Source organism: Novosphingobium sp. Chol11 (genome assembly GCF_900218065.1).
In the GTDB taxonomy this organism is placed as follows: Bacteria; Pseudomonadota; Alphaproteobacteria; order Sphingomonadales; family Sphingomonadaceae; genus Sphingobium; species Sphingobium agri.
The window spans coordinates 493,947-500,001 of record NZ_OBMU01000001.1 but is presented as its reverse complement, the minus strand read 5'-3'; the positions used below and the strand labels follow the sequence as shown (position 1 = coordinate 500,001).

At 66.8% G+C, this 6,055-nt stretch carries 7 protein-coding genes; 1 reads left to right on the top strand and 6 read right to left on the bottom strand.

Annotated elements, in window-relative coordinates:
* The 4 genes from NCHOL11_RS02410 to rsmI all read right to left on the bottom strand — a co-directional run.
* The coding region (locus tag NCHOL11_RS02410; RefSeq protein WP_097092671.1) for a DedA family protein at positions 1 to 596 on the bottom strand (596 nt) is incomplete at its 3' end.
* 106 nt (positions 597 to 702) lie between these two features.
* Positions 703 to 1,677, bottom strand: coding sequence for a glutathione synthase (gshB, locus tag NCHOL11_RS02405; RefSeq protein ID WP_097090905.1), 975 nt, complete (start codon positions 1,675 to 1,677; stop codon positions 703 to 705).
* 43 nt (positions 1,678 to 1,720) lie between these two features.
* Positions 1,721 to 2,074 carry a YraN family protein gene (locus NCHOL11_RS02400; protein WP_097090904.1) on the bottom strand — a complete coding sequence of 118 codons (354 nt, stop codon included), beginning with the start codon at positions 2,072 to 2,074 and terminating at the stop codon, positions 1,721 to 1,723.
* On the bottom strand, positions 2,071 to 2,913 hold the full coding sequence (gene rsmI, locus NCHOL11_RS02395) for a 16S rRNA (cytidine(1402)-2'-O)-methyltransferase (RefSeq protein ID WP_097090903.1): 843 nt from the start codon (positions 2,911 to 2,913) through the stop codon (positions 2,071 to 2,073). The genes NCHOL11_RS02400 and rsmI overlap by 4 nt, the downstream gene beginning before the upstream one ends.
* A gap of 11 nt (positions 2,914 to 2,924) precedes the next feature.
* Between rsmI and NCHOL11_RS02390 the strand changes: the two genes are divergently transcribed.
* Entirely contained in the window at positions 2,925 to 4,127 is a 1,203-nt protein-coding gene (locus NCHOL11_RS02390) for a penicillin-binding protein activator (RefSeq protein WP_441339465.1), read from the top strand.
* A 106-nt stretch (positions 4,128 to 4,233) separates the two neighbouring features.
* On the opposite strand, the gene NCHOL11_RS02385 is transcribed toward NCHOL11_RS02390, so the two are convergent.
* Positions 4,234 to 5,013, bottom strand: coding sequence for an ABC transporter ATP-binding protein (locus tag NCHOL11_RS02385; protein ID WP_097090902.1), 780 nt, complete (start codon positions 5,011 to 5,013; stop codon positions 4,234 to 4,236).
* A complete protein-coding gene (locus NCHOL11_RS02380; protein WP_097090901.1) occupies positions 5,007 to 6,002 on the bottom strand; it encodes a FecCD family ABC transporter permease in 996 nt (331 codons plus the stop codon). The genes NCHOL11_RS02385 and NCHOL11_RS02380 overlap by 7 nt, the downstream gene beginning before the upstream one ends.
* Positions 6,003 to 6,055: the final 53 nt, after the last annotated feature.

The following is a 6,055-nucleotide window of genomic DNA, read 5'->3' as shown; positions in this document are numbered from 1 at the left end:
CCCCTCGGCTTCCATGTCGCCAAGCGCCAGAGGTAGAGTATCACCGCCCCGACGACGCACGCCGTCGCCACGGGCCCCACATATTTATCAATATCACGAAAATTCTGACCCAGCAGATAGCCGGCATAGGCCAGAATGATATTCCAGATCAGCGCCCCGCCCGCCGTCCAGGCGAGAAACCGGACATGCCCCATGCGGAACAGCCCGGCGGGGAGCGATATCATCGTGCGGAAGGCGGGCAGGAAGCGAAAGACGAACACGACGATCTGACCATATTTGCCGAAAATATGATCGAGCTTCTCCACGTCCCGCCATTCCAGCGTGGCCCAGCGGCCATAGCGGTCGACCAGCGGCTTCAGGCGATGGAAGCCCAATATGTGCCCGACCAGATACCAGAAATAATTGCCCACGGTGGTGCCGATCGTGCCCGCCAGCAGCAGCCACTCCATCGCCATCCGGCCCTGCCCCACGCGGATGCCGCCGATGCCCATGATGAGTTCGGACGGCACAGGCGGGAAGACATTTTCCAGTACCATGAGGAGGAAGATGCCCCAATAGCCGCCCGCGTCGATGAGGTGGAGGACCCAGTCAGTCATGCGACAGGCCGCCCGGCACTGTTACGTGCTCCTGCGAAGGCAGGAGCCCAGTTCGACCGGGGGGCCTGGGCTCCTGCCTTCGCAGGAGCACGCTGCGCCATTCTGATCAGGCAGCCACCCGCTCGGCGAGGCGCGCGTCAATCGCGTCCCAGATCATGCCGCCCGTATCCGTGCCGTTGAACGCGTCGATCGACACGATGCCGGTGGGCGAGGTCACGTTGATCTCCGTCAGCCATTCGCCGCCGATCACGTCGATCCCGACGAACAGCAGCCCGCGCCGCTTGAGTTCCGGGCCCATGGCCGCGCAGATCTCCAGCTCGCGGTCGGTCAGTTCCGTCTTCGCCGCCGATCCGCCTACCGCGAGGTTGGAGCGGATTTCACCTGCGCCGGGAATGCGGTTGATCGCGCCTGCGATGTCTCCGTCGATCAGGACGATGCGCTTGTCGCCTTGCGCCACGCCGGGAATGAAAGCCTGAACCATGAAGGGCTCGACCCACGAAGCGTTGAACAGTTCCACAAGCGCCGAAAGGTTCGCGCCCGATTGCCCGACATGGAAGACCGCGTTGCCCGCGTTTCCGTAGAGCGGCTTGACGACGATCTCGCCATGTTCGGCAAGGAAGCTCTTCACCTCGGCCAGGTCGCGGGTGATCATCGTGGGCGGCATGAAGCGGGCATAATCGAGCACGAACAGCTTTTCCGGCGCATTGCGGACGGCGGCGGGATCATTCACCACCAGCGTTTCGGCCTGCACCCGCTCCAGCAGATGAGTGGCGGTGATGTAGCTCAGGTCAAAGGGCGGGTCCTGCCGCATCAGCACGACATCGACGTCGCGGCCGAGGTCGAGCATTTCCGGCTCACCGAAGGCGAAATGGTCGCCGTCCACCTTCTGCACCTTCACCGGGCGCGCCTTCGCCAGCACGCGGCCGTCGCGATAGGTGAGGTCGGGCGCGAGATAATGGTATAGCCGGTGCCCCCTCGCCTGCCCCGCCAGCATGATGTGGAAGGTGGAATCGCCCTTGATGTTGATCCCTTCCATCGGGTCCATCTGCACGGCGACGGTGAGAGGGTTGAGTTCGGTCATCTGCTTTTACGTCTCCGTTCGGGCTGAACCGGACGAGAGCGGGTCAGCCCCCATGCCAGACATTCGCCAGATGGCGCGGCGGGCGGCCCGGCGCAAGGAGGATCACATCGATTCGCATGTCATCGCCCGGCTTGGCGAGGTCGTAGAACAGCATTTCGGCAGCCGCAGCCACGCGGGACAGGCGGCGTTCGTCGATCGCGAGGTCAAGATCAGCACCGGTCGCGCGGGCCTTCACCTCGACAAAGGCCAGCATCGCGCCGCGCCGGGCGACAAGGTCCACCTCCCCCGCAGGCGTGCGGAGGCGGCGGCCGACGATCTGCCAGCCCTTGAGCCGCAGCCACCATGCGGCGATCCGCTCCGCCTGGCGGCCGCGCTTTTCAGCAGCCTGCCGCCTCACCCCTTCAGTTCCAGCGCGCGATCGTACAGGGCGCGGCGATCGAGGCCGAGCTTCTTGGCAACCTCCCCCGCCGCCTTGGAGACCGGGAGCCGCTCCATTGCTTCGATGAGGGCAGCGTCGGCATCTTCTGCGCTGGCAGGCGGGGCTTCGCCGGGCGGGCCGACGATGACGACGATCTCCCCCTTGGGCGGCGCGTCGGCATAGCGGGCGGAAAGTTCGCTCAAAGTGCCGGTGCGGGTTTCCTCGAACGCCTTGCTGATCTCGCGGCTGACGGCGGCATCGCGATCGCCCAGCCCCTGCGCCATGGCGGCGAGGCTTTCGGACAGGCGCGGGCCGCTTTCGTAGAAGATGAGCGTGGCGCGCAGGGCCGCGACTTCGGCCAGGGCATCGGCCCGCGCCTTCTGCTTCACCGGCAGGAAGCCCATGAAGAGAAAGCGGTCGGTCGGCAGCCCCGACAGGGTGAGCGCGGCGATGGCGGCGCTGGGCCCCGGCAGCGTCACAACGCTCCGCCCCGCCGCGCGCGCATCGCGGACCAGCTTGTAGCCCGGATCGGAGATGAGCGGCGTGCCCGCGTCTGAAAGCAGCGCGACTGATTCGCCCGCCATCCGCTCGATCAGGCGCGCGCGGACCCCTTCGGCGCTATGGTCATGATAGGGGATCATCGGCCGATCCGACCCGGCGTGACGCAGCAACCGTGCGCTCACCCGTGTATCTTCCACGGCGATCACATCGGCGCGGCGCAGGACATCGGCCGCGCGCGGGCTAAGGTCTCCAAGGTTGCCGATCGGCCCTGCAACGATGTAAAGCCCGGGTTCCAGCCCAGAAGTTGTATTTTCCATAAGGACGCCAGATGACAGAGACGGATGCCCTCCGGCAAGCGGACATGTTCGCGGCAATGAAGCGCGGCGCGCGCATCCTCTTCGCCGCCAGCGCCCTGGCGCTCGCTGCCTGTCAGTCGATCGTGCCGCGTGGACCCGCGCCCGTCCGTCCTTCCGAGCCTGTCCCGACCGGCCCCGACGTGACGCAGGGCCTGCCCACCGATGCGCAGCGGCACCGCGTCGCGCTGCTGGTGCCGATGAGCGGCCCCAATGCGGGCGTCGGCCAGTCGATCGCCAATACCACCACCCTCGCCCTCCTGGATACCAAGGCGGACAAGGTGCGCATCACCACCTATGACACCAGCATGGGCGCGGCGGCGGCGGCGAACCGGGCGCTGGCGGAAGGCAATCGCCTGATCCTGGGCCCGCTGCTGGCAGAAGACGCGCGGGCCGTCGGGCCGATCGCGGCGCGGGCTAACGTGCCGGTCATCAGCTTTTCCAACGATGTGAGCGTTGCCGGAAACGGCGTCTACATCATGGGCTACATCCCCGGCCAGTCGATCGAGCGCGTGGTCGACTTCGCCAAGGGCAAGGGACTGTCGAAGTTCGCCGCGCTGGTGCCCAAGGGCATGTATGGCGAGCGTTCCGGCACATCGCTGCTGCGCGCCGTAGAGGGCGCGGGCGGCACGGTCGTGTCGATGCAGACCTTCGACCGGACACCAGCGTCGATGACGGCGGCGGTCAAGAAGTTGCAGGCATCGTCCAGCTATGACGCGCTGCTGATCGCCGATAGCGGGCGCGTCGCTTTGCAGCTTGCCCCCATCGTGCGGAAGAATGGCGGCGCGACGGCGCGGCTGCTCGGCACGGAATTGTGGAATACGGACAGCAGCCTCGGCTCCAGCCCGGCGCTGCGGGGAGCCTGGTTCGCCAGCGTGTCGGACGGCCTCTACGGGCAACTGGCGAGCAAATATCGGGCGCGCTACGGCAGCGCGCCGTTCCGGCTGTCGGCGCTCGGCTATGACGCGGTGCTGCTGACCGTGCGCATCGCGCGCGATTGGCGGCCCGGCACCCCCTTCCCGGCGGCGCGGCTGCGCGATGCGGGCGGCTTTTCCGGGATCGACGGGGCGTTCCGCTTCGGACGCAGCGGGATAGCCGAGCGAGCGCTGGAAGTGTCGGAGATTGGCGCGGGCACCTACACGGTGGTGGCTGCGGCACCGAAGGCTTTCGGGGAGTAGTAATTACCTTTCGCCCAAACTCTTCCGTTCGGGCTGAGCCTGTCGAAGCCCTTGTCTTCCAAGGGGGGAAGCCCTTCGACAAGCTCAGGGCGAACGGAGGTAGCGCTTAGCCTTTGATCCGCCCAGTCGGCAGGATCAACGGCCACGCCCCACCAGCCTCGATACAAGCCGAAATGCCGTAGACTTGGGCAAGGCTCTGCTCCGTCAGCACGTCCATCGGCTTGCCGTCCGCGACCAGCCGCCCCTTGTCCATCAACAGCAGCCGGTCGCAATAGCGCGCTGCCATACCCAGGTCGTGCAGCACGGTGACAACCAGCGATCCTGCCCGCGCCTCGGCCTTCAACAAGTCCATGACATCAAGCTGATGCCCCGGATCAAGCGCGGCAAGCGGTTCATCAGCGATGAGCGAGGGCGCTCCCACCGCCAATGCGCGGGCGAGGAGAACACGGGCCCGTTCGCCGCCTGACAGCTCCGTTGCGATCCGCCCCTTCAGGTGCAGCACGTCAGCGCGGGCGAGCGCGGCATCGACCATCGCCTCATCCTCTGACGACAGCCGCGACAGCGGGCCCAGATGCGGCATCCGCCCAAGCGCCACCAGCCGCTCCACCATCAAGGGCCAGTGCAATGTCTGCCCCTGCGGCAGATAGGCAACCAGCCGCGCGATGTCCTTGCGGCCGATACTGGCGATCGGCTTTCCATTGACCGACACCGTTCCACTCTCCACGCGGGCAAGGCCGAGCATCGCTCGGATCAGCGTCGATTTGCCCGCGCCATTGGGGCCGATGATGCCGACCAGCTGCCCCGGCTCCAGCGCAGTCGAAACCCCGCGCACGGCAGCGTGACGGCCAAGGCGCACCGACAGCTCCTGCGTGCGGATCGTCACCATAGCCGCCGCTCCCGCATCAGGTGGACGAGGAAGACCGGCACACCCAACAGCGCCGTCAGAACGCCCAGCTTCAATTCGCTGCTGGTGGGAATGAGCCGCACGCCGATGTCCGCAAGCGTCAATAACGCCGCGCCGCCGAGCAAGGACGGAAGCAGGATGGCTGACGGCGAGCGATCGGTCAGCGGCCTGACGAGATGCGGCACGATCAGCCCGACAAAGCCGATCGCGCCAGACACCGCGACCGCGCCACCGACGCCGATGGCGACACCCAGCATCATGCGCAGCCGCGCCTTGGTGAGGTCGACGCCCAATGCCTGCGCGCCCTCCTCCCCCAAGGTCAGCGCGTCGAGGCTGCGCCCGTCGGCGATCAGCAGCGCGGCTCCGACAAGCACGCAGGGCAAGGCGATCCAGACATGCGCATAGCTGCGATTTTCAAGGCTGCCCATCAGCCAGCTCATGATCTCCATCGCGGCGAAGGGATTGGGCGACAGGTTGAGCGACAGGCTGATCCCTGCCCCCGCCAGCGTCGCCACGGCAATGCCGGCGAGGATCAGCGTCAGCGGACTCTCCGATGGTCCCGCCAGCAGGAACAGAGCGCCGATCGCGATCAGGCTGGTGGTGATGGCAAGGATTGGCAGGATCACTGGATGAAGCTGTGCCAACCCGAAATAGAGCGCGCCCACCGCCCCGAGCGCGGCTGCATTGGATGCGCCGAGCACGGAAGGTTCGGCGAGCGGATTGCGCAGATAGCCCTGCAACGCCGCTCCGGCGAGGCCGAGCATCGCGCCGACGATCAGCCCGAGCAGCATGCGCGGCAGGCGCAGATCGATCAGGATGGCGCGGGCGACCTCATCGCCGCCGCCGCTCAGGACGGCAAGGATGCGGACGGGAGCGAGCGGAACCGCGCCGAGCGTGAGCGAGCCCAGCGCTGCCACCAGCGTAAGCGCGATGAGGATAGGGAGCAGCAGCGGATGGCGGCGGGCGCTCATGGCTTGCTTCTCCCTTGCCGCTGGCTAGAGCAGGGTGCGTGCCTGCCAAAAAG